Origin of the sequence: Burkholderia sp. JPY481, from assembly GCF_038900515.1 — a bacterium.
Lineage (GTDB): Bacteria > Pseudomonadota > Gammaproteobacteria > Burkholderiales > Burkholderiaceae > Paraburkholderia > Paraburkholderia youngii.
On record NZ_JAYMRT010000014.1, the window covers coordinates 13,668 to 33,917 of the forward strand.

Here is a 20,250-nt window from a genome sequence, read left to right on the forward strand (position 1 = left end):
CAGTCGTTGCGTGAAGCGGCGCTACCTTCGTTCGACGCCATCGATAAAGCATAATTGCGTACCCCTGCCCTGCCTCTATGTAATGTCCGGTTCCGCTTCCAAACCCTCTTCGCGCGCTGGCGCCGCCCGCCACGATGCCGTCCGGCACGCTGAGAACAAAGCCGACTCCAAGGCCGTCGCCGGCGCCGCCGCGTTCTCGAAGTTCATCGCGGTGCTGCAATTGATCGCCGATGCGCCAACGCCGCCCAACGTCGCCAGACTGAGCGCGGCGAGCGGCTATCCTCGCCCGACCGTGCATCGCATCGTCGCCGCATTGCAGGCCGAAGGGCTGATCATCGCAAGCGGCAGCGGCAACACCTTCGGCCTCGGACCGCGCCTGATCAATCTCGCGAGCCATAGCTGGGAGCGCTCGGACCTGCGGCTCGCGGCCGTCGACGCGTTGATGGCCTTGCGCGACCTCACGTCGGAGACGATCCACCTCGCGGTGCCGAGTCAGGGCGAGATGGTCTACATCGAAAAGCTCGAAAGCCCGCACGCGGTGCGCATGGCCTCGCGCATCGGCACGCGCGTGTCGCTGACGTCGAGCTCGGTCGGCAAGGCCTACCTGGCGACACTTACCGTGGCCGAGCGCGAGGCGTTGCTGAAGAACGCGCCACTCGCGCGTTTCACCGAGCACACGCTGACCGACCTCGACGCCGTGCGCCGCGAGATCGATGCGACCGCGCAACGCGGCTACGCGGAGGATCAGGAGGAGAACGAAGCTTCGATCTGCTGCTACGGCGCCGCGATTCGCGGCCCGGACGGCCGCGCGGCCGGCTGCGTGAGCATCAGCATGCCGACCTTCCGCCGTCGCGACGATGTGCAGGCTACTTACATCGAGCCGCTGCTTGCGGCATGCCGCACGATCGCGGCGCGGCTGGGTCCGGCGAGCGGCAGATAGCAAACGATACTGCGGCCGCAGCCGTCGATAAACTGCTATTCTTGCTGTCGCGCGGCCCACGCTCTGGCCGCCCGCCGCGTGCAAGCGGCAGACCCCGACAAGCTCCCGGCGGCGCTCACGCGCCCGCCTTCGCAAAGACAGGAATACGCATGTTCGGTTTTCTGCGCGGCTACTTTTCCAACGACCTCGCGATCGACCTCGGCACGTCGAACACGCTGATCTACATGCGCGGCAGGGGCATCGTTCTCGACGAGCCGTCGGTCGTGTCGATCCGCCAGGAAGGCGGGCCGAACGGCAAGAAGATCATCCTCGCCGTGGGCCGCGAAGCGAAGCAGATGCTCGGCAAGGTGCCGGGCAACATCGAGGCGATCCGGCCGATGAAAGACGGCGTGATCGCCGATTTCAACATCACCCAGCAGATGATCAAGCGCTTCATCCAGATGGCGCATGAGGCGCGGCTCTTTGCGCCGTCGCCGCGCATCATCATCTGCGTTCCATGCGGTTCGACCCAGGTCGAGCGTCGCGCGATCAAGGAGGCCGCGCATAGCGCGGGCGCCTCGCAGGTCTATCTGATCGAGGAACCGATGGCTGCCGCGACCGGCGCCGACCTGCCGGTGTCCGATGCGACCGGCTCGATGGTCGTCGATATCGGCGGCGGCACCACCGAGGTCGGCGTGATCTCGCTCGGCGGCATCGTGTACAAGGGTTCGGTGCGGGTCGGCGGCGACAAGTTCGACGACGCCATCGTCAACTACATTCGCCGCAACTACGGCATGCTGATCGGCGAGCAGACCGCCGAAGCGATCAAGAAGGAAATCGGCTCCGCGTTTCCGGGCTCCGAGGTCATGGAGATGGAGGTCAAAGGCCGCAACATGTCCGAGGGCATTCCGCGCAGCTTCACCGTGTCGAGCAACGAAATCCTCGAAGCGCTGACCGATCCGCTGAACCAGATCGTCTCGTCGGTAAAGATCGCACTGGAACAGACGCCGCCGGAACTCGGCGCGGACATCGCCGAGCGCGGCATCACGCTCGCGGGAGGCGGTGCGCTGCTGCGCGATCTCGACCGTCTGCTCGCCGAGGAAACCGGCCTGCCGGTGTTCGTCGCCGAGGCGCCGCTGACCTGCGTCGTGCGCGGCTCGGGCATGGCGCTGGAGCGGATCGAGAAGTTCGGCAGCTCGTTTTCCTACGATTGATGTGCGCGCCGACCACTGAACGATGACGACCCTGCCCGCCTACGAGCCGCCCGTCGACGAAACCGAGTTGCTGTTGAAATGGATTCGCCGCGCGCGCGAATCGCAGATGAGCCATTACGACATGGCCGATCTGCTGTCGGCGCGCGAGCGCCGCATGGGCTGGCTGGTGACCGCGCTGACCGCGTTCGTCGGCACCGCGGTGTTCGCGTCGTTGAGCGTGCCGCCGGTGTCGTTCGAGATGCGGATATTCGTTGGGCTCGTCAGCGTGACGGCGGCGATTTCCGCGGCGTTGCAAACGTTCCTGCGGTATGCGGAGCGTGCCGAGAAACATCGCGCGGCCGGTGCGCGCTATGGCGCGGTGCGCCGGCGGCTCGAAGCGGTGTTTGCCGGCGACGCCGATGCGCGCGAAGCGCACTACCTCACCGGCATTCGTACCGAACTCGACCGTCTCGCCGAAGACTCGCCGAACGTGCCGCCGCGAATCTTCTATCGCACGCAGCGCACGTTGCTGGCGGACAGGCCGCGTCGGCGCGACGCGTGAAACGGGCGGCTTTACGTTTCCGTTTCCATTTCCGTCTTCATTTCAGATCACAAATCGTCCGCGCTGATACCCAGCTCGGCCGCCATGCGCCGCACGACGGCCTGCAGACGGCTGACTTCGTCGGCGAGACGCTTCTGCTCGGCCTTCAGCGCCTCGAATGCGGACAGCGGCACGCTGTCGTCCTCGGCCACCGCCGACTGCGCGGCTTCGCTGAGGCTGACCTCGCCACACAACAGATGCATCCAGCGGTTCTCGCGCTCGCCCGCCATGCGCGGCAGCCGGACGACGCGAGGCGGATCGTTCGCGGCCAGTTCGTCGAGAAACGCTTCGACCGACGAGATATCGGCGAAACCATGCAGACGCGCGCTGTTCAGGCGCAATTCGGCGGCCGTTTGCGGGCCGCGCAGCAGCAGCGTGGTCAACAGCGCGATCGACTGCCCCGGCAGTCCGAGCACGCGGTTCATGTTGTGCTCGAAGCGCGGCACGCGGCTACTGCTGCCCTCGAACACGAGGCTCAGGCGTTTCAAGCCGTCGATGGCGGTCAGCACCTCGGCCTCGGTCGCGTTCATTACCGGCGCGCGGCCGGTCTTCTGATTGCAGCCGAGCGTCAGCGCGTTCAGCGATAGCGGATAACTGTCGGGTACTGTGTTCTGTTTTTCGACGAGCACACCGAGGACACGTCCTTCGAGCGCGGTCAGCGCGCGCAGCGAGGGTCGGGAAGGAGCGTCGGGAGTCGAATTCATGGGGATGCGAGGTCTCGTGGAAGATGCGCGCGCCGTTCACGGCTGGACGGCGCGTCCTGTCAGGTGGCCACTATGATAAACGCGGCGCGGCCCGCGCGGTGCGGGAATCTGCGCTGCCGGGGCCGCCGCGCGTCAGGCGGTCTTCGAATACTTGAAGGTGCCCTGCGCGCTCGCGATCAGCAGCTTGCCGTCCACCCACGCTTCCGCGCGCGAAAAGAAAATCGAACGGCCCGAGCGTTCGAGAAAACCCTTCGCGGTGACCGTCGCGCCGAGCCCCTTGTCCAGATAGTTGGTGGTCAGCGACAGCGTGAAGCCATGCCGCGCCGGTTGTCCCGGCTGCGCATACAGGCCCGCGTAGCCCGCGGCGGCATCGAGCAGCGTCGCGATCGCGCCGCCTTGCAGCACGCCCTGACGATTGAGCTTGCTCGCGTCGATCGGCATCAGCAGCTCGGCGTAGCCGTCGCGCCATTGCGTCAGACGCACGCCGAGCGAGTCGAGAAACGGGTTGTCGATGGGAAAGTCGGACATGATTCGGGCCTTGGCTCGGTCGGAACGAACCGTGAGCATACCCTTGAACCGGGCGGCGGCAGCGGCCAGGCGCGCACGCGGGCAAATCCCGCCGCATCTGCTAGTGTGAAGGGATGGACATTCTGTTTCGTGGAGATTCCATGCGCTCCGCTAGCTCGAAATCTGGCGAGCCTACCCGCCTGACCGACGCGCAGATCGCCGCTGAAGCGGCACGCCGTCTCGCGTGGGACTCGGCCGTGCCGCCGCGCGCCGTGCGCGTGAAGGTCACGCGCGGGCGCATCACGCTGTCGGGCGAGCTTCAGCACGAAGCACAGCGCACCGCGATGCTCGAAGACGTGACGCGGTTGTTCGGCGTCACCGGCATCGCGGACCGGACCATGGTCAAATCGGCATAACGCGGCTCGAGCGGGTCAGGCGCGTCAGCTCTAGCCCGCTAGCAGCAGTTCCCGACAATGCCGCGCGATCTGCTTCTCCTCCTCGGTGTGCAGCACCCTCACCTTGCCCGCCGGATCGCCCTCGACGAGCCCAAGAAACGCAAGCCCATCGCATACGCGCCGCCGGACCTCGGCGCTGTGCTCGCCGATCCCGCCGGTGAACCCCAGTAGATCGATGCCGCCAAGCAGTGCTGCGTAAGCGCCGATCGTCTTGCGCACGCCGGTCGCAAACGCATCGAGCGCGAGCGACGCGTGCGCATCGCCGGCCGCCGCGCCTTTTTGCAGCGCTTGCATGTCGCTTTCGCCGTCCGCGTAACCGGCCAGACCGCTCTGGCGATTGAGCAGCGTGTCCAGCGCATCCGCGTCGAGCCGTTCCGCGCGCATCAGATACAGCAGCACGCCCGGATCGAGGTCGCCGCTGCGCGTGCCCATCGGGATGCCGCCGGTCGGCGTCAGACCCATCGTCGTATCGACCGAGCGGCCGTCGAGCAGCGCGCACAGGCTCGCTCCGTTGCCGAGATGCGCGAACACCGCGCGCGACGGCAACGCCGCGCCGAGTTGCTTGACCAGCGATTCGTACGACAGCCCGTGAAAGCCATAGCGGATCACACCGGCATCCGCATATCGGCGCGGCAGCGGGAGCCGCGCGGCGCGCGGCGGCAGCGTCGCATGAAACGCGGTGTCGAAGCACGCGTAATGCGTGGCGTCGCGGAAAATCTGCGTGGCTTCGTTGATCAACTCGAGTGCCGGCGGGATATGCAGCGGCGCGAAGTGCAGCGCGTCGAGCAACTGACGGCGCACGTCGTCGGTGATGCGCTGGTGCGTGCGCAGATGCGGGCCGCCATGCACGACGCGATGCCCGACCGCCGAGGGCCGCGCATGATGCTGTTGCACGAGCAGTTGCGAAAGCTGTTGCAGCGCCTCGGTCTGCGAGTCGAGCCTCTGGTCCTGCTGCAACAGCACGCGGCCGTCGGCCGCCTTGATCCGCAGGCGGCCGTCGGTGCGGCCGATGCCCTCGGCCGCGCCTTCGAGCAGCAGCGTTTCGTCGTCGGCCGAAGGTGCGAAAAGCCCGAACTTCAACGACGACGACCCGCTGTTCAACACGAGGATCGTCCGTTCCTGATCGTGGTCGTGCATGGTGTTCCCCCTCAGCCTTTCCACGTCCAGTTACGGATTTCCTCCTTGTCGATCCCCTCCTCGTGCGCATATGCGAGATGCTCGATGATCTGCCCGCGCAGCCACTCCTTCGTATGATCGCCGACGCCGCGCAGCGTCGGGACGCGATCGATCGCATCGATCGCCAGCGTGAAGCGGTCGACGCCGTTGATGATCGCGAGTTCGAGCGGGGTATTGATGTTGCCCCTCTCGTTGTAGCCATGCACGTGCATGTTGCCGTGGTTCTTGCGGTTGTACGTGAGCTTGTGCACGAGCGCCGCATACGCGTGGAAGTTGAAGATCACCGGTTTGTCGGTCGTAAACAGCGAATCGAAATCGCGGTCGGACAGTCCATGCGGATGCGCACGCTCCGGCATCAGGCGGAACAGATCGACCACGTTGACGAAGCGGATCTTCAGCGTCGGGCAGTGCTCCTTCAGGATCTGCACCGCGGCGAGCGCTTCCATCGTCGCGATGTCGCCCGCGCACGCCATCACGACGTCCGGCTCGGCGCCCTGATCGGTCGACGCCCAGTCCCAGATGCCGATACCTTTGGTGCAGTGAATGACGGCCGCGTCCATGTCGAGATAATCCAGATGCGGCTGCTTGTCGGACACGATCACGTTGACGTAGTCGCGCGAGCGCAGGCAGTGGTCGCCAACGCTCAGCAGACAGTTCGCATCGGGCGGCAGATAGATGCGCACGACATCCGGGCTCTTGTTCGTGACCACGTCGAGAAAACCGGGGTCCTGGTGCGTGAAACCGTTGTGATCCTGGCGCCACACGATCGACGTGATCAGCAGATTGAGCGACGGCACCGGCTGCCGCCAGCCGAGCTCACGCTTGGATTTTTCGAGCCATTTCGCGTGCTGGTTGAACATCGAGTCGATCACGTGCACGAACGCTTCGTAGGTCGCGAAGAGCCCATGACGGCCGGTCAGGTTATAGCCTTCCAGCCAGCCTTCGAGCGTGTGCTCGCTGAGCATCTCCATCACGCGGCCGTCGGGCGACAGGTGGCCTCCGTCAGCGTCGCTCGGTTCGAGCGGATCGAGCCAGGTCTTGCCCGACACTTCATAAACCGCATGCAGCTTGTTGCTCGACGTTTCATCGGGACCGAACAGCCGGAAGTTCGACATGTTCTTGCGCATCACGTCGCGCAGGAAGGTGCCGAGCACCGCGGTCGGCGACGTATACGCCGCCGCCGGTTTCTTCACGGCGACCGCGTAATCGCGGAACGACGGCATGTCGAGCATCTTGCACAGCAGCCCGCCGTTCGCGTGCGGATTCGCGCTGATGCGGCGCGCGCCTTCGGGCGCGAGCGCGCGCAGTTCTTCGACGAGGCGGCCATTCGCATCGAACAGCGTTTCAGGACCGTAGCTGCGCAGCCAATCCTCGACGATCTTCAGACTCTTGCGATTGGTCACCGCATCGGCCACCGGCACCTGATGCGAGCGCCACGAGCCTTCCACCTTGTGACCGTCCACTTCTTTCGGCCCGGTCCAGCCCTTCGGCGAGCGCAGCACGATCATCGGCCAGCGCGGCCGAGTGGTGTCGTTGTTCTGCCGCGCGTTCTGCTGGATCGCGCGAATTTCGCTGAGGCATTGTTCGAGTGTCGCCGCCATCTGCTGATGCATCGTGTCGGGATCGTCGCCTTCGACGAAATATGGCTTGTGCCCGTAACCGACCATCAATGCCTCGAGCTCTTCATGCGGAATGCGCGCGAGCAGCGTCGGATTGGCGATCTTGTAGCCGTTCAGATGCAGCACCGGCAGCACCGCACCGTCGCGGATCGGGTTCAGGAATTTGTTCGAATGCCACGAGGTGGCGAGCGGCCCGGTCTCCGCTTCGCCGTCGCCGATCATCACGGTGACGATCAGATCAGGATTGTCGAACGCGGCGCCGTAGCCGTGCGACAGGCAGTAGCCAAGTTCGCCGCCTTCGTGAATCGAGCCCGGCGTTTCCGGCGTGCAATGCGAACCGATGCCGCCCGGGAACGAGAATTGCCGGAAAAAGCGCCGCATACCGTCTTCGTCCTCACTGCGGTCCGGATAGACCTCCGAATAGGTGCCTTCCAGATAGCAGTGCGCGAGACTCGCCGGCGCGCCGTGACCGGGGCCGGACAGAAAGATCATGTCGAGATCGTGTTTGCGGATCAGCCGGTTCAGATGCACGAGCACGAAGCTCTGGCCGGCGTCGGAACCCCAGTGGCCGAGCAGCCGGTTCTTGATGTGCTCGGGCTTCAGCGGTTCGCGCAGCAGCGGGTTGTCGCGCAGATAGATCATGCCGACCGACAGATAATTGCATGCGCGCCAGTACCGATCGAGGTTGCGCAGCATATCGGGGTCCAGAACTTGCGGTGGGGTGGGATGCGAGGTTGCTTCGGCCATGGCGTCACTCCTCGAAAAGAACTGTCAGGCTGGTTGGCGGATGATGCGGTGCAATCGAAACGAAGCCGTGGGGCACGGGTCGAATGTACTAAGCTGCTCAAACCGGGGGCGAATGTTTCTACCCCTCGCAGTATCTGGCGCTGACTGTGGCATTCGTACTGCAATTGCCTTGCGCTGTCTGCTTTCTTTTCGTGATCCTCTGTCTCAGGTCAATGGCCGCCATGTCGACATCTCCCAGTGCGCTCAAAGTGCTTAAGGTTCTGGTCCTTACGCTCGTATTGACGTTCGTGGCGGTCGGAATACCGATAGGCGTATTCGGGCTGCTGGTCAAGCTTTTCAGCCACGCGTAGCACAGCGGCGCCGCTGTCGGCACGCGGACGCGAGCGCCGCGGAATGTGTATGCTCTCTGAAAAACCGGGCGCGACATTTGCATCGCGCCTCTCATTCAACGCAAGGAGAGAGCCTTGGCCAACCACAGCGACCACACCAACAACCCGTCCGCTTCGCAACCCGATCCTGAATTGCAGGCGCTCGCCCGGGAAGTCTTCGACCTCGCGCGACGCGGCGATGCGGCGATGCTCGCCGCCGTCATCGAAAAGGGCGTACCGCCGAATCTGCGCAACGAGCGCGGCGACAGCCTGCTGATGCTCGCGAGTTACCACGGCCACGTCGACGCGGTGCGCACGCTGCTCGAACAGGGTGCCGATGCGAACCTGCGCAACGATGCGGGGCAGACGCCGATCGCGGGCGCCGCGTTCAAGGGCTTCGACAACGTGATCGAAACCTTGCTCGCGCATGGCGCCGACGTCGAAGGCGCATCGCCCGATGGCCGCACCGCGCTGATGATCGCCGCGATGTTCAACCGCACCGCAATCGTCGATCTGCTGCTCGCGCACGGCGCGGACCCGCATGCGCGCGACGCGAACGGCGTCAGCGCGGCCGATGCCGCCGCGCGCATGGGCGCAGCCGATACCCAGGCGCGCCTGAAAGCGCTGGGCGCTTGATCTCGCGACTTCACCCGCGACTCCATCCAAGAGGCGGTGCCCGCACATCGCGCGCGGCGCCGCCTAGTTGCCCTTCCCGCTACGCAACAGCGTCTGCACGTCGATCTCCGCCAACTCGCCGATTCGCCCGATGCTCACGTCCGCGGGCGGATTGTTCGCGATCTCCTTCGGATCGAACGCATAGTGTCCCTGGCGCGGAAACACGGTCGTCAGCTCCGCGCCCCATGCCTGCTTCATCGCGCTCAGAATCCGCAGCTTGTCGTCGACCATCACGTAATGGCGCGCCGGATAGCAATCCATCACCTGATCGAGCATCAACTCCTTGTGGATGTAGATCAGCACGCGTCCTTCCACTTCGTCCCACAGGCCCGAGCGCGAAATCTTGCGCGGCTGGAACACGACGTCGCCGTCCGACAGGATCACCGTCGGCCCGTATTTGCCGACATGCCGCAGCGCGTCGAGCGCACCCGGATAGAGCCGGTTCGCAAACGGATACTCGATCAGGAACGACGACATCAGCAGCAGACGCGTGTCGCGTGGATGCTCGGTCCGGTAGCGCTGCAGCGCGCCGAGGTAGTCGGCGTAGCCAAGTTCCTTACGCAGGTTCTCGAAGATTTCCCAGTAGCGCGCGCTGTTCTCTTCGCCGAACTGCCCCATCATGTGCGCGCGCAGATCTTGCAGCACGTGATCGTTGTCGAGCAGCGTGTTATCGCAATCGAATAGAAATACGACGTCGTGCGGCGTGGCGGAAGTGACTGGCATCGCGGTTCCTCGTGGCAGGTTCGTGGATCGCCTCGGCTACTTCAGTCCGCCGTCCGGCGCGACGGGTTTTTCCGCGTGACCGCCGAAATCGTGCCGCATCGCCGACAGCACGCGGTTCGCAAAATCGGCTTCTCCGCGCGAACTGAAGCGCGCGAACAGCGCCGCGCTGAGCACCGGCGTCGGCACGCCTTCGTCGATCGCCGCGGCGACGGTCCAGCGCCCCTCGCCCGAATCCGATACGCGGCCCGCGTAGCCCTTCAGGTCGGTGTCGCCGGCGAGCGAGCCGGCGATCAGGTCGAGCAGCCACGAGCCGATCACGCTGCCGCGCCGCCACACCTCGGCGATGTCCGCGAGATTCAGATCGTACTGATACAGCTCGGGGCGGCGCAGCGGCGCCGTCTCGGCATCGGCTTCGCGCGCGTGGCGGCCGGCGTCGGCGTGGCGCAGCACGTTCAAACCCTCGGCGTAGGCGGCCATCAGCCCGTACTCGATGCCGTTATGAACCATCTTGACGAAATGCCCCGCGCCTTGCGGGCCGCAATGCAGAAAACCCTGCTCGGCGGTGCTCGCGCCCGCCACGCGGCCCGGTGTCGCGCTCTCGGTGCCGACGCCGGGCGCCAGCGCCGAGAAGATCGGTTCGAGCCGTTTCACGACCTCGGCCTCGCCGCCGATCATCAGGCAGTAGCCGCGCTCGCGCCCCGCCACGCCGCCGCTAGTGCCGACGTCCACATAGTGAAGCTGGTGCGCGCCGAGCTGTTGGCCGCGGCGGATGTCGTCGTGATAGTAGGAGTTGCCGCCGTCGATCACGATGTCGCCCGGTTCGAGCAGCGGCACGAGCTTGTCGAGCGTCGCGTCGACCACCGCGGCCGGCACCATCAGCCACACGGCACGCGGCCTGGCGAGCTTCGCGACGAGGTCTTCGAGCGAACTGGCGCCGGCTACGCCTTCCTGCTTCAGCCTGTCGACCGCCGCCGGCTGCACGTCGTACACGATGCATTGCTGAGCGCCTTTGGTCAGGCGCCGCACCATGTCGGCGCCCATCCGTCCCAATCCAATCATGCCTAGCTGCATAGCTCGCTCCGAAAGATGCTGCGTTGCGCTGTCCGATTTTCTGGTCGTCGTGTTGCGGCGGCGCGGTTGCCCTTAAGCATAGGCGCTGTGTCGCGAGGTGCGCCGAATGGGTCGAAAGAAGCCGCACTTTTTTGCAGAGGTGCGGCGCGGGTCAAAGTTCCGCGCGGCTGGAGGCGCGCCGCATCCGCACGAAAGCGAACGCGGCGTCGCGCGTCATTCGCTGCGCTCGGGCAAGCGCGTGCCGCGGCGCGCGGCCAGCTTCGCGTATTGCTCAGCCGTGAAGCGCTTCACCGCGCGCCACATCACCGGATAGCGATAGCCGGGCACCGCGAACAGCACGAGCGCGCACAGCCCCAGCAGTCCGCAAAACAGGAAGGTGCCGCGATAGCTGAACGCCTGCACGAGCAGCCCGGACAGCACGCCCGACAGGATCGAGCCGACCCGCGCCGCATTGAAGAACAGCGCGGTCGCGCGCCCGGGGGAGTGCGGCATCAGATCCTGCACGTAGGTCATGCCGAGGCACGAGGTCACGGCGACCACGAACGCGTTCAGCATCTGCATCGGGATCAGCACGCTGACGCTGCCGGCCAGCGACATCGCGACAAAGTACACCGCATGCACGGCCGCGCACGCGGCAAGCCAGTTCGGCTTGTGCAGCGACGACGACTTCGCGCCGAGCGCGAGCATCATCGGGATCTCGGTCAGCGCGCCGAGGCCGAGCATCACCGACACGTCGAGATGCGTGCCGTTCAGCCCGTGCACGATGTAGAGCGGCAGCACGATCATCGTCGCGTTCGCGGCGAGGCCGAGCAAGGTCAGCGCGGTCACGGAGCGCAGGATGTCGTTCGCCGACGCGGCCGGCAGCGTTTCGTGCGCATCCTCGCCGGGTTGCCGCAGCGGCGGCACCGTGATCGACGCGGACGGCTCGGACGCGGTGTCCTCGACCGTGTGATCGCCGAGATGGCTCTGCGGCTCCTGCATGCGCCAGACGATGAACCCGCAGATCGCGAAGCTCGCGGCCGCGAACAGGAACAGCCCGGTGAAGTTCGTCGCGGCGAGCACCAGCGCGCCGACCGACGGCCCGAACACCCATGCGGCCGACAGGATCGTGCGCAGCGTCGCGCTGGCGAACACCCGCTCGGCTGGGTCGGGCACCGGCAGCGCCGCGCGGCTGAACGAGAACACCATCGAAATCGCCGAGCCGCCCGCGCCGATGAACACGATACCGACCACGAGCAGCAGCCGGTAATCGCGCACCACGCACAGACACAGGTAGCCGAGCGCGGCCAGGATCAGCGCCGCCAGCAACAACGGGCGGTGCCGCCCGCTCCTGTCGCTCCAGCGCCCGGCGGCCGTGCTCGCGAGCACGCCGCTCGCGGCGATCAGCGTCATGAAGACGCCGAGCCGGAACGGGGTCATGCCGGCGCGTTCGATGCCGAACAAAGACAGATACGGTGCGGTGAAGGACATCGCCACACCGAGCATCAGGGTGGCGGCAGCGAGCGGCTTGAAGCCAGGAATGCGAAGCAGGTCGAAAAAACGCGCAGTTTTCAACACGGGGACGGAAGGTCAGGTGGAGCGGGCCTCGCTGCGCTTCGATGCGCGCGACGGCACGATAGGCGTCGCGGGCTCGGGGCCAAAAACGACCGGGGCATTATCGACCCGGAGCGCGGCTCGCGTAAACCCGCTCACAGCCGTCCCAATTGTGAAATGCGCGCGCGTGGGTGTAGCGCTGCTCGCGCCGTGCGGTGCCGATGCGCGCCGTTAGCGGCAAGCTCCCCGCACACTCGCCGCTACTTGCCCTCAGTTGCGCGCATTTGCTGCGCCTGCGCCTTGTAGTCGTAGGTCGGATAGAACTCGGTGTGATAGCCGCCCCACGCGGTCGATTCGATCGCGCGGTTCACGTCGCGCAGCCGGCTCGCGGGCACGCGCAGCGTCACCACCTGTCCGATGCCCATCATCACGTACCACGACACGACTTCGATGCCGGGCGGCGGAAAGGTCTTGAAGAAGCCCTGCTCGCGCAGTTGATCGTTGATCTTCGGCAGCGGCTTCGATTCGTCGTGGCGCAGGAAGATCGTCAGCAGGAAGGTGTCGTCGGCGGGAGCGGACGTTGGGGTCGCCGGGGTGGCCGCGATCGTGGCGGGGGGCGCCGCGTCGGCGGCGTGGGCGAGCGGCGCGATGGCCAACATTCCCAACGACACGGCGAGACCAGCGACTGTCGATGCAATGAGCATGAAACGCCTCCATCACGGATTGAACCGAGCTTCGATCACACGCCCGCGCAGCAATCCGCGCTCCAGCGTGAACGCATCACACGACGACGTAGCCGCGCTGTTCGAGCGTCCAGCGATGCCACCGGTTGCCATACGCGCCGCACGCGAACGCGAACACGATCGACAGCCCGAAGCCGATCAGATCGGCCGTCTCGCCCCACAGACCGATGCCGAGCAGGATCACGTTGATGCCTAGCATCACGAAAGCGGCGAACCACATTCTTTTCGACAGCGCCCAGATGAAGCCGAGCAGGCACGCGCCCCAGCTGAAGCCGGTCGCGACCGCGATCGCGTCCTTGTGTTGCGGATGTTGCAGATAGATTCGTGCGTTCATGTCTTGCGAGGTTCCGTGCGATGACGCGGCGCGTCGATCGGTCGAGCACGCGCGCACCGCTTTTTAACATGCCGCGGCGACATCACGCGCATCGGCTGCATACGGCCGCTGCGCTGACGATCCGCGGCATAGCTGCTACCCTTGGCAGATCACGATCAAGAGCGGAGCACGCATGACCTCCCCGACAGCTTATTCCCCGAAAGCCCCTTCCCGCGCCGAGCTCGACTCGCTGCCCGGCGCCACCGTCGTCGAATTCGGCACCGACTGGTGCGGCTATTGCCAGGGTGCGCAGGCCTCGATCCGGCAGGCGCTCGCACCGCACGCGGGCGTGCGGCATCTGAAGATCGAGGACGGTCCCGGCCGCCCGCTCGGCCGCTCGTTCAAGGTCAAGCTTTGGCCGACGCTCGTGCTGATGCGCGACGGCGCCGAGGTCGCGCGCGTGGTGCGGCCACGCAGCGCCGAGGACATCGAGGACGCGTTCGCGTCGCTCTGAGATTCGAGCTCCATCATGCGCCAGGTCATCCATCATCTGCGTGTCCAGGCCCGTGGCCGCGGCCTGGTCGAATTTACCGACGACGCGCGCCGCTTCGTCGACGATACGGACATCCGTACCGGTCTGCTGACGGTATTTTGCCGGCACACGTCGGCGTCGCTGCTGATTCAGGAGAATGCCGATCCATCGGTACGGCGCGATCTGCAGCGCTACTTCGAGACCCTCGCGCCCGAGGACGACACGCGCTACGAGCACGACACCGAAGGCCCCGACGATATGCCCGCGCATCTGCGCACGGCACTCACCCAGGTGCAGCTATCGGTGCCCGTCGAGCATGGAAGAATGGTGCTCGGCACATGGCAGGGGCTCTATCTGTTCGAACATCGGCGTCAGCCACAGCCGCGCGATATCGTGTTGCATCTGCTCGGCGAATAAAGTCCGCTTTCGCACCCACTCGTCACGCAAAGGAAACTGTCACCGGCACTTCTCCGCACACCGCATCGTACGGAGCCTACCCAAGGGAGCACACCTCATGGACACCCGTAGCGAGCTGCAAGCCACCGTCAAGGCGATGATTCAACCGGGCAAGGGTCTTCTCGCCGCCGATGAAAGCGGCCCGACCATCGCCAAACGCTTCAAGACGATCGGCCTCGAATCGACCGAAGAAAACCGTCGCGCGTATCGCAACCTGCTGCTGACGACACCCGGCCTCGGCGAGTTCGTGAGCGGCGTGATCCTCTACCAGGAAACGCTCGGCCAGAAAGCCGACGACGGCACGCCGTTCCCGCAAGTGGCCGCGGCGAACGGCATCGTGCCGGGCATCAAGGTGGACCTCGGCAAGGTGCCGCTCGCGCTCGCTCCGGGCGATGAAATTACCGAAGGCCTCGACGGTCTCGCCAAACGCTTCGTCGATTACAAGCGGCAAGGCGCGCGCTTCGCGAAGTGGCGCGCGGTCTACAACATCACCGCGAGCCTGCCGAGCCGGCTCGCGATCGAGGCGAACGCCGATTCGCTCGCGCGCTACGCGGCGATCAGCCAGGAAGCCGGCATCGTGCCGATCGTCGAACCCGAGGTGCTGATGGACGGCGATCACACGATCGAGCGTTGCGCGGAAGTGACCGAGGCCGTGTTGCACGAGGTGTTTCATGCGCTGCATCGGCATCGCGTCGTGCTCGAACATATCGTGCTGAAGCCGAGCATGGTGCTGGCTGGCTCCGAGCATGAGCAGCAGTCGAGCACCGCGCATATCGCGGCGGCGACCGTTCGCGTGCTGATGCGCACGGTGCCCTCTTCGGTGCCGGGTCTCGTTTTCCTGTCGGGCGGACAGTCGCCCGAGGAAGCTACCGCCAATCTCAGCGCGATGAACCGGCTCGGCGCGCTGCCGTGGAATCTGAGCTTCTCGTATGGGCGCGCGTTGCAGGAGCCGCCGTTGAATGCGTGGCGCGGCCAGCCGGGCAACGTGAAGCAAGCGCAGCAGGCGCTGCTCAAGCGCGCGCGTCTGAATGGCGCGGCCGCGCTCGGCAAGTACGACCCGTCGATGGAAAAGGATTGACCCGCCGGCGGGCGAAGCGCGAATCGCCCGTCAGCACGCTTCTGTACGAAACCGCAGCAGCCGATACGCCGGGGGACCGGCGTGCGGCTCCTGCCGTCCTTCTGCCTCGATACGCGGCGCTTACTGCCCCTTCGTATCGCTGCTCGCGTCGGCGCCCGGCATATTCGTCGAATCGGTCATGGGCTTTTTCGACTTCGAATGCTTCTTCATGTGATGGTGGGTCGCAGGCGTGGTCGTCGCCGCCGGGCCCGCATCGCCGCCCTCGCGCGACGAGGTCGCGGCGTTGGTGCTCGGGTCGGTGCCGGCCGGCCCCCCGCCGCCGCCGCCGCCGGCGCCTTGCGCCATCACGAGCGACGAAGCCGCGAGCAAGGTGGAAACGAGCACTGCGTGTCTGATCTTCATGGCGATTCTCCTTGGTGTCGAAACTGTCGAAAGGAAGTGGGCGCGCGACAGCCGCACGCGCAAACCTCGCACTCTTTTCAGCAAGGGCTGTGCCGCAGCACAGCACGACAGGAAAAGCTCATGCACGCAATGCGCAAACGGCGTGCCGCGGCTTCAGGCGCCGCACGCCACCAGCGCATGCAATTCGTCGATGTTGAACGGCTTCGCGAGTATCGCGATGCCGAGCCGACGCGCGCGGTCCAGTTCGTCGGCGTAACCGGTCATCAGCGCGATCTTCTGCGTCGGCCACGCGCTGCGGATCTTCTCCGCGAGGTCGATACCGTTCAGCTTGCCCGGCATCTGGATGTCCGACAGCACGAGCTCGAAGCGCTCGCCGGCGCTGAGCACGTCGAACGCCTGGTCGGCGGTCGGCTCGTGATGGACCTCGCAGCCGAAGGTTTCGAGCACCGCGGTCACGCCGGCCGCGACGTCCTCGTTGTCCTCGACGAGCAGCACGACCCCGGCCGCGGTCGGCTGCGGCTGGCGTGCATCGACGCCGGCCGTTGCCGCGCGCTCGCGATAGCGCGGCAAAAACATCCGTACCGTCGTGCCGCTGCCCAGCACGCTGTCGATCTTCGCGGTGCCGCCGGCCTGCTCGGACATCGACAGCACCTGGGCGAGCCCGAGGCCGGTGCCCGCGCCGCGCAGCTTGGTCGTGAAGAGCGGCTCGAACGCGCGCCGCGCGACCGATTCAGGCATCCCTTCGCCGTCGTCGGAACAGGCGATCAGCACGTACTCGCCGTCCGGCAGCAGCGTGTCGCTGCCGACCAGCCGATTGTTCTGGCAGCGGATCACGAAGCGTCCGCCGCGCGGCATCGCATCGCGCGCGTTCATCGCGATGTTCACGATCGCGAACTCGAGATCGGTCGGATCGACGAGCACCTGCCACAAGCCCTCCGGTATGCGCAGCGCCAGCTCGATCGTGTCGCCGAGCGCCGCGTTGATCAGCGGCACCGCGGCCGGCAGCCAGCGCGCAAGCTCGACGGGCTCCTGCTTCAGCGGCTGTTTGCGCGCGACGGTGAGCAGACGCCGTGTCAGCGCTTGGGCCGTGGCGGTGGCACGCTCGACCGCATGCACTTCCTTCTCGAGATCGTTGTAATGCTTGAGCCGCGCGAGCTCGGTGTTGGCCGACACCACCATCAGCAGGTTGTTGAAATCGTGCGCGACATTGGCGACCAGATTGCCGAGCGCGCCCATGCGCTGCAGTTGCCGGCTCGACGCCTCGGCCGACAGACGCATCGCGACCTCGCCCTGCCAGCGCTCCCACGCGCGCCGCTCCGCTTCGAGCTGGCGCAGCGAATACAGCACGAGCGCCCAGATCGCGATACACGGCACCGCCGTCAGCGCCGCGATCAACAGAAAGTGCGTGCGCCACGCCGCCACGATCGACGACGTCGCGTACGCGCTCATCACATACAACGGGTAGTCGCCGACGCGGCGAAACGCGAGCAGCCGCTCGACGCCGTCGACGGTCGAATTCAGACGCACGTGGCCGAACAGCTGTTTGTCGCGCAACGCGGACATGAACGCGCTGTGCACCGACGGTCGCGCGCCGGCCGGCCATGGCGGATAGCGCACCAGCAGATTGCCGTCCTGCCGGTAGAGTGCGAGCGCGAGCGACGGATCGCCGTTGGTCAGTTCGTGATAGAAGCGCGAAAAATATTCGTTGCGCAGCGCGACCGTGACCGCGCCGAGAAACCGACCGTTCGCGTCCGAGCGGCCGATCGCGGTCGTGAAGACGTCGACCTTCGACAGTGCGCCGAACATCGGCAGCGAGAAATACGGCTGCGGACGCATCGCCTTCGCGGCGAGAAAATCGTCGCGCTGGCCGATCTGCACCGCCGGCGCCGGGTACGCGAGGCTCGACGCGAGCAGCTCGCCGTTCACGCCGAGCAGCGCGATCGATGCCACCTGCGGAAAGTCGCCGCCAATACTCTGCAGACGCGCGTGGAGTTCGCGCTCGCGCGCACGGATCTGCGCATCGTCGGAATCGCCGAGCAGCTCGATCACGCGCGAGGCCATCTGCCGGTTCAGATCCAGCACCTTGACGGCCTGCTCCTGCGCCACGCGCGCGAGGCGGTCGATCATATCGTTCGCATCGGAGATCCTGCGCTGGTAGTCGAAGTAGCCATAGCCCGCGAGGCAGGCCAACGGAAACACGATCGACACGGCCAGCACGATCAGCAACATGCGCCGTGTCGCCGCGAAGTTGCGTGACGGCATCGGCACATCGACTGCGACACGTTCTGCACGCTGCACGCTCACCTGCTCCATCAAAGTTGCATACGGTCAGGGAAGGCATTGCCTGTGAATTCGCACGCCGCTGTTCGCGTGCTAATTCCCCTGCCTCGAAATTTACCGCAACTCGGCCTATCTTCCCAAGCGGGTTCGCTGCATCACTTCGCGAACCCGGACGGGCACAGCGATTGCTGCCTTATCACTGCTTGATGGCAAGCCCACTTCCGTTCCTGCTCGCGACGCGCCTCGCTGCGCTGCGCGAGCCTTTCCATGCGCGAGGCCTCACCATGTCGACGACTGCCCGCCGCGTTGCGCGGCTATCGGAATTGCCGGCTGAGCGCGCGGTGCGCGTCACCGTGGACGACACGCCGATCCTGCTGGTGCGCGATGGCGACACCGTGCACGCGTACTCCCCGGATTGCCCGCATGCGGGGGGCCCGCTCGAAGAGGGCGCGCTGTGCCACGGCCGCATCATCTGTCCGTGGCACAAGGGCACCTTCGATGTCGCGACCGGCAACGTGCTGGAGCCTCCCCCGCTGCTGCCGCTCGATCGCTACCCGGTCACGCTCGATGGCGACGACGTGCTCGTGTCGGCGGAAAAAATCGCCGCGCCGGAAGCTGCGGGGCACACGCCCGCACTCGATACCGCCGCGCAACGCAAGCACTACGTGGTGATCGGCGCGGGCGCGGCCGGCGCTGCCGCCTGTGCCGCGTTGCGCGAGTTCGGCTTCGAAGGCCGCATCACGCTGATCGGCGACGAAGCGCACGCGCCCTACGACCGCACCTCGCTGAGCAAATTCGTCCCCTCGTTCGAGATGCCACCCGCCGACGTGCCACCGCTGTTGCCGCCCGATTGGCTGCACGCGCACGGCATCGAACGGATCGTCGCGAAGGTCGCGCGGCTCGATGTGCCCGCGCGCACGATCCATTTCGAAGCCGGCGCGGGTAATGGCGGGCAGAGCATCGAGCCGCTCAAATACGACACCGCGCTGCTCGCCACCGGCAGCGTGCCGAAAGTGCCCGACATTCCCGGCTGCGAACTGGGCGGCGTGCATGTGCTGCGCCACCTCGACGATGCCGCCGCATTGATCGACGCGCTCGGCGACGATGCATCGCAAACCCGCGTCGCGATTCTGGGCAGCAGCTTCATCGGCCTCGAAGTCGCATCCGCGTTGCGCAAGCACGGTGTGCCCGTCACCGTGATTTCGCACGACAAGGTGCCGTTCGTGAAGCAGTTCGGCGAGCGCGCGGGCCAGATGTTTCGCGCGCTGCACGAAAGCAATGGCGTGAAGTTTTATCTCGACGCCAAGGTCGCGTCGCTCGAGGGCGAGGAAGGCAACGTGCATACGGTAATGCTCGCGGACGGCGAAGCCATTGCCGCGGATGTCGTGCTGCTGGGCACGGGGGTTGCGCCGGCTACAGGGTTCGTCGAAGGACTGCCGTTGCAGAAGGACGGCGGCCTGGTGGTCAATGCCGGCATGAGCGCCGCGTGCGGTCTGTATGCGGCCGGCGATATCGCCGTGTTCTCGCTGCACGAGAACCAGGAGCCGCTGCGTATCGAACATTGGCGCGTCGCGCAGCAGCATGCGCGCATCGCCGCGCAGAACATGTGCGGCGTGCGTACCCGCTATGCGGACGTGCCGTTCTTCTGGACCTATCACTACGGCAAGAACTTCGAATACCTGGGTCACGCTAGCGAGTGGGATGAGATCGTCGTCGATGGCGACTTCGATCATCACCAGTTCATCGCGCTGTACGTGCGCGACGGGAATGTCGACGCGGTGTTCGCCTGCGAGCGCGAAGCGCTGACCGCGCGGCTTTCGGACGCGATGCGCGGCGGACTGTCGCGCGCCGACGCGCTCACGATCATCGGCGCGACGGCCGGCAGCGCGCCGCAAGCGGCGCCGTCGTGATCCATCGTTTTGCCGTTCAACCTGGAGGAAGGAGCCACCATGACGACACACAAGGAACAGCATCCGCACTCGGAAAAGAGCGAACAGCAGATCGACGAACAGGTCGAGGACAGCTTCCCGGCTAGCGACCCGCCTTCGACCGGCGGCACCACGAAGATCGAGCCGGAGCAGGACAAGGCAAAGACCGGGCACGACAAGCCCGCCGGTCAATAGGCGCGTGGCAGCGCGCTACGCGCTGCCCGCGC

21 protein-coding genes are annotated in these 20,250 nt (G+C 66.0%); 10 read left to right on the plus strand and 11 right to left on the minus strand.

All coding sequences use genetic code 11. The features are described 5' to 3' along the window. The first annotated feature begins 82 nt into the window (after positions 1 to 82). The 3 genes from VSR82_RS27755 (at position 83) to VSR82_RS27765 (ending at position 2,674) form a co-directional block, all read left to right on the plus strand. Positions 83 to 940: an IclR family transcriptional regulator gene (locus VSR82_RS27755; protein ID WP_429455476.1), complete on the plus strand. Its 858-nt coding sequence runs from the start codon at positions 83 to 85 to the stop codon at positions 938 to 940. 149 nt (positions 941 to 1,089) lie between these two features. Beyond that, positions 1,090 to 2,133: a rod shape-determining protein gene (locus VSR82_RS27760; RefSeq protein WP_498858247.1), complete on the plus strand. Its 1,044-nt coding sequence runs from the start codon at positions 1,090 to 1,092 to the stop codon at positions 2,131 to 2,133. Between the two features lie 22 nt (positions 2,134 to 2,155). Then, positions 2,156 to 2,674 carry an SLATT domain-containing protein gene (locus VSR82_RS27765; RefSeq protein ID WP_176105924.1) on the plus strand — a complete coding sequence of 173 codons (519 nt, stop codon included), beginning with the start codon at positions 2,156 to 2,158 and terminating at the stop codon, positions 2,672 to 2,674. Between the two features lie 47 nt (positions 2,675 to 2,721). On the opposite strand, the gene VSR82_RS27770 is transcribed toward VSR82_RS27765, so the two are convergent. Then, positions 2,722 to 3,417, minus strand: a complete 696-nt coding sequence (locus VSR82_RS27770) for a YceH family protein (RefSeq protein ID WP_368583575.1) — start codon at positions 3,415 to 3,417, stop codon at positions 2,722 to 2,724. Between the two features lie 132 nt (positions 3,418 to 3,549). Beyond that, on the minus strand, positions 3,550 to 3,945 hold the full coding sequence (locus VSR82_RS27775) for a PaaI family thioesterase (protein ID WP_368583576.1): 396 nt from the start codon (positions 3,943 to 3,945) through the stop codon (positions 3,550 to 3,552). 140 nt (positions 3,946 to 4,085) lie between these two features. Here VSR82_RS27775 and VSR82_RS27780 point away from each other — a divergent pair, with 140 nt between their 5' ends. Beyond that, positions 4,086 to 4,340, plus strand: a complete 255-nt coding sequence (locus VSR82_RS27780; RefSeq protein ID WP_368583577.1) for a BON domain-containing protein — start codon at positions 4,086 to 4,088, stop codon at positions 4,338 to 4,340. Between the two features lie 30 nt (positions 4,341 to 4,370). Here the strand turns inward: VSR82_RS27780 and VSR82_RS27785 are convergent, their stop codons facing one another. Both VSR82_RS27785 and VSR82_RS27790 read right to left on the minus strand, forming a co-directional pair. Beyond that, positions 4,371 to 5,516, minus strand: a complete 1,146-nt coding sequence (locus tag VSR82_RS27785; RefSeq protein ID WP_429455478.1) for an acetate/propionate family kinase — start codon at positions 5,514 to 5,516, stop codon at positions 4,371 to 4,373. 11 nt (positions 5,517 to 5,527) lie between these two features. Further along, the gene (locus tag VSR82_RS27790) at positions 5,528 to 7,921 is read right to left on the minus strand and encodes a phosphoketolase family protein (protein WP_410849223.1); all 2,394 of its coding nucleotides are present in this window, start codon (positions 7,919 to 7,921) and stop codon (positions 5,528 to 5,530) included. A gap of 464 nt (positions 7,922 to 8,385) precedes the next feature. Here VSR82_RS27790 and VSR82_RS27795 point away from each other — a divergent pair, with 464 nt between their 5' ends. After that, a complete protein-coding gene (locus tag VSR82_RS27795) occupies positions 8,386 to 8,925 on the plus strand; it encodes an ankyrin repeat domain-containing protein (protein ID WP_429455479.1) in 540 nt (179 codons plus the stop codon). 63 nt (positions 8,926 to 8,988) lie between these two features. On the opposite strand, the gene VSR82_RS27800 is transcribed toward VSR82_RS27795, so the two are convergent. The 5 genes from VSR82_RS27800 to VSR82_RS27820 form a co-directional block, all read right to left on the minus strand. After that, on the minus strand, positions 8,989 to 9,687 hold the full coding sequence (locus tag VSR82_RS27800; RefSeq protein WP_368583581.1) for an HAD family hydrolase: 699 nt from the start codon (positions 9,685 to 9,687) through the stop codon (positions 8,989 to 8,991). Positions 9,688 to 9,723: 36 nt separating this feature from the next. Further along, on the minus strand, positions 9,724 to 10,758 hold the full coding sequence (gnd, locus tag VSR82_RS27805) for a phosphogluconate dehydrogenase (NAD(+)-dependent, decarboxylating) (RefSeq protein WP_429455480.1): 1,035 nt from the start codon (positions 10,756 to 10,758) through the stop codon (positions 9,724 to 9,726). A gap of 213 nt (positions 10,759 to 10,971) precedes the next feature. Beyond that, positions 10,972 to 12,315, minus strand: a complete 1,344-nt coding sequence (locus tag VSR82_RS27810; RefSeq protein ID WP_368583583.1) for a sugar efflux transporter — start codon at positions 12,313 to 12,315, stop codon at positions 10,972 to 10,974. Between the two features lie 236 nt (positions 12,316 to 12,551). After that, the gene (locus VSR82_RS27815) at positions 12,552 to 12,995 is read right to left on the minus strand and encodes a hypothetical protein (RefSeq protein WP_429455481.1); all 444 of its coding nucleotides are present in this window, start codon (positions 12,993 to 12,995) and stop codon (positions 12,552 to 12,554) included. Positions 12,996 to 13,071: 76 nt separating this feature from the next. Next, positions 13,072 to 13,368, minus strand: a complete 297-nt coding sequence (locus tag VSR82_RS27820) for a DUF2628 domain-containing protein (RefSeq protein WP_368583585.1) — start codon at positions 13,366 to 13,368, stop codon at positions 13,072 to 13,074. 172 nt (positions 13,369 to 13,540) lie between these two features. On the opposite strand from VSR82_RS27820, the gene VSR82_RS27825 reads away from it, so the two are divergent. The 3 genes from VSR82_RS27825 (at position 13,541) to VSR82_RS27835 (ending at position 15,413) form a co-directional block, all read left to right on the plus strand. Further along, complete coding sequence (locus tag VSR82_RS27825) at positions 13,541 to 13,861, plus strand: thioredoxin family protein (RefSeq protein WP_368583586.1); 321 nt, start codon at positions 13,541 to 13,543, stop codon at positions 13,859 to 13,861. 15 nt (positions 13,862 to 13,876) lie between these two features. Further along, positions 13,877 to 14,296 carry a secondary thiamine-phosphate synthase enzyme YjbQ gene (locus tag VSR82_RS27830; protein ID WP_368583587.1) on the plus strand — a complete coding sequence of 140 codons (420 nt, stop codon included), beginning with the start codon at positions 13,877 to 13,879 and terminating at the stop codon, positions 14,294 to 14,296. Between the two features lie 97 nt (positions 14,297 to 14,393). Beyond that, positions 14,394 to 15,413 (plus strand): class I fructose-bisphosphate aldolase, encoded by a 1,020-nt coding sequence (locus tag VSR82_RS27835; RefSeq protein WP_368583588.1) that lies wholly within the window; start codon positions 14,394 to 14,396, stop codon positions 15,411 to 15,413. A gap of 120 nt (positions 15,414 to 15,533) precedes the next feature. Here VSR82_RS27835 and VSR82_RS27840 read toward each other — a convergent pair whose 3' ends face one another. Together VSR82_RS27840 and VSR82_RS27845 are read right to left on the minus strand one after the other, a co-directional pair. Beyond that, the gene (locus VSR82_RS27840) at positions 15,534 to 15,815 is read right to left on the minus strand and encodes a hypothetical protein (protein WP_429455482.1); all 282 of its coding nucleotides are present in this window, start codon (positions 15,813 to 15,815) and stop codon (positions 15,534 to 15,536) included. Positions 15,816 to 15,968: 153 nt separating this feature from the next. Continuing rightward, a complete protein-coding gene (locus VSR82_RS27845) occupies positions 15,969 to 18,113 on the minus strand; it encodes a hybrid sensor histidine kinase/response regulator family protein (protein ID WP_498858248.1) in 2,145 nt (714 codons plus the stop codon). Positions 18,114 to 18,379: 266 nt separating this feature from the next. Here VSR82_RS27845 and VSR82_RS27850 point away from each other — a divergent pair, with 266 nt between their 5' ends. Both VSR82_RS27850 and VSR82_RS27855 read left to right on the plus strand, forming a co-directional pair. Next, the gene (locus VSR82_RS27850) at positions 18,380 to 20,005 is read left to right on the plus strand and encodes an FAD-dependent oxidoreductase (protein ID WP_429455484.1); all 1,626 of its coding nucleotides are present in this window, start codon (positions 18,380 to 18,382) and stop codon (positions 20,003 to 20,005) included. Between the two features lie 39 nt (positions 20,006 to 20,044). Next, positions 20,045 to 20,218 (plus strand): hypothetical protein, encoded by a 174-nt coding sequence (locus tag VSR82_RS27855; protein WP_184227466.1) that lies wholly within the window; start codon positions 20,045 to 20,047, stop codon positions 20,216 to 20,218. Positions 20,219 to 20,250 lie beyond the last annotated feature (32 nt).

Bases quoted from the DNA above. Each gene is read 5' to 3' on its own strand.
- VSR82_RS27815 (WP_429455481.1), bottom strand. From the start codon at position 12,995: ATGCTCATTGCATCGACAGTCGCTGGTCTCGCCGTGTCGTTGGGAATG.
- VSR82_RS27780 (WP_368583577.1), top strand. From the start codon at position 4,086: ATGCGCTCCGCTAGCTCGAAATCTGGCGAGCCTACCCGCCTGACCGAC.
- VSR82_RS27785 (WP_429455478.1), bottom strand. From the start codon at position 5,516: ATGCACGACCACGATCAGGAACGGACGATCCTCGTGTTGAACAGCGGG.
- gnd (WP_429455480.1), bottom strand. From the start codon at position 10,758: ATGCAGCTAGGCATGATTGGATTGGGACGGATGGGCGCCGACATGGTG.
- VSR82_RS27775 (WP_368583576.1), bottom strand. From the start codon at position 3,945: ATGTCCGACTTTCCCATCGACAACCCGTTTCTCGACTCGCTCGGCGTG.
- VSR82_RS27765 (WP_176105924.1), top strand. From the start codon at position 2,156: ATGACGACCCTGCCCGCCTACGAGCCGCCCGTCGACGAAACCGAGTTG.
- VSR82_RS27760 (WP_498858247.1), top strand. From the start codon at position 1,090: ATGTTCGGTTTTCTGCGCGGCTACTTTTCCAACGACCTCGCGATCGAC.
- VSR82_RS27755 (WP_429455476.1), top strand. From the start codon at position 83: ATGTCCGGTTCCGCTTCCAAACCCTCTTCGCGCGCTGGCGCCGCCCGC.
- VSR82_RS27855 (WP_184227466.1), top strand. From the start codon at position 20,045: ATGACGACACACAAGGAACAGCATCCGCACTCGGAAAAGAGCGAACAG.
- VSR82_RS27770 (WP_368583575.1), bottom strand. From the start codon at position 3,417: ATGAATTCGACTCCCGACGCTCCTTCCCGACCCTCGCTGCGCGCGCTG.
- VSR82_RS27830 (WP_368583587.1), top strand. From the start codon at position 13,877: ATGCGCCAGGTCATCCATCATCTGCGTGTCCAGGCCCGTGGCCGCGGC.
- VSR82_RS27790 (WP_410849223.1), bottom strand. From the start codon at position 7,921: ATGGCCGAAGCAACCTCGCATCCCACCCCACCGCAAGTTCTGGACCCC.
- VSR82_RS27825 (WP_368583586.1), top strand. From the start codon at position 13,541: ATGACCTCCCCGACAGCTTATTCCCCGAAAGCCCCTTCCCGCGCCGAG.
- VSR82_RS27820 (WP_368583585.1), bottom strand. From the start codon at position 13,368: ATGAACGCACGAATCTATCTGCAACATCCGCAACACAAGGACGCGATC.
- VSR82_RS27800 (WP_368583581.1), bottom strand. From the start codon at position 9,687: ATGCCAGTCACTTCCGCCACGCCGCACGACGTCGTATTTCTATTCGAT.
- VSR82_RS27835 (WP_368583588.1), top strand. From the start codon at position 14,394: ATGGACACCCGTAGCGAGCTGCAAGCCACCGTCAAGGCGATGATTCAA.
- VSR82_RS27850 (WP_429455484.1), top strand. From the start codon at position 18,380: ATGTCGACGACTGCCCGCCGCGTTGCGCGGCTATCGGAATTGCCGGCT.
- VSR82_RS27840 (WP_429455482.1), bottom strand. From the start codon at position 15,815: ATGAAGATCAGACACGCAGTGCTCGTTTCCACCTTGCTCGCGGCTTCG.